Annotated in this window: 1 pseudogene; it reads left to right on the top strand. The window is 48.5% G+C overall.

Annotated elements, in window-relative coordinates:
* Positions 1 to 1,396, top strand: a pseudogene (locus BIW53_RS20935) (hypothetical protein); the annotation flags it as partial.

Raw genomic sequence — 1,396 nt, 5'->3', positions numbered from 1 at the left:
GACGCGTTACTGGACGAACCTACGGAAGATGACGCAGAAGCCGATGACATCGACGCGTTACTGAACGAACCTGCGGAAGATGACGCAGAAGCCGATGACATCGACGCGTTACTGGGCGAACCTGCGGAAGATGACACAGAAGCCGATGACATTGATGCATTATTGGACGAACCTGCGAAAGATGACGCAGAAGCCGATGACATTGATGCATTATTGGACGAACCTGCGAAAGATGACGCAGAAGCCGATGACATCGACGCGTTATTGGACGAACCTGCTGAAGATGACGCAGAAGCCGATGACATTGATGCCTTACTGGATGAGCCTGCGGAAGATGACGCAGAGGCTGATGACATCGATGCCTTACTGGATGAGCCTGCGGAAGATGACGCAGAGGCTGATGACATCGATGCCTTACTGGATGAGCCAGCGGAAGATGACGCAGAAGCCGATGACATCGATGCCTTACTGGACGAGCCTGCGGAAGACGATGAGCCGCTAATAACATCAGAAATGGACGAAAGCCAATTTGATGTATCGCTGGATGATGTTGACGATGAACAAGATATTCCGGAACACCCATTAAGCACAGAAGAAAAGTCAAAATTACAGAGCGTTGATGAACTGTTAAACGAATTGGATCAGGAAGATCCTGAAGACTGGCATGATGATCCTCTTGATGAGGAGGAGGTCGCACTTGGTGATGATCCACTAGCAGATGATGTTGATTTGTTAGAGGAAGATAATGATGAAGAATTAGATGACCTCGTTGAGCCAAGTATTGAACTCGATAGCTATCCCGAACTTGAGTTAGATGATGACCCTCAATCACCAAATGTCAGTGAAACAGAGCGCGGGTTGGCTGATGCTCTAGCTGAAGGGGGATCTTCTGACGATGATTTAGACGGGGATCTGGATGACGAGTTATCTGAACTACTTATTGATGATGTTCTTGATGACATGCCTGATGACATGGAAAGTGAAGACGACGCGCTTGATTTAGAGTCTTTGGGTGAGTTTGACGAGCAAGCGGCACAAGAGTCTATCGCCGATGAACCTGACGAGTCAGACATCACAAGCGATGAGTTAGACGATGAAGATGACGCGCTTGATTTAGAGTCTTTGGGTGAGTTTGACGAGCAAGCGGCACAAGAGTCTATCGCCGATGAACCTGACGAGTCAGACATCACAAGCGATGAGTTAGACGATGAAGACGACACGCTTGATTTAGAGTCTTTGGGTGAGTTTGACGAACAAGCGGCACAAGAGTCTATCGCCGATGAACCTGACGAGTCAGACATCACAAGCGATGAGTTAGACGATGAAGACGACGCGCTTGATTTAGAGTCTTTGGGTGAGTTTGACGAACAAGCGGCACAAGAGTCTATCGCCGATG

This window comes from Pseudoalteromonas byunsanensis, from assembly GCF_001854475.1.
Lineage (GTDB): Bacteria > Pseudomonadota > Gammaproteobacteria > Enterobacterales > Alteromonadaceae > Pseudoalteromonas > Pseudoalteromonas byunsanensis.
This window is presented reverse-complemented; position numbering and strand designations above follow the sequence as displayed.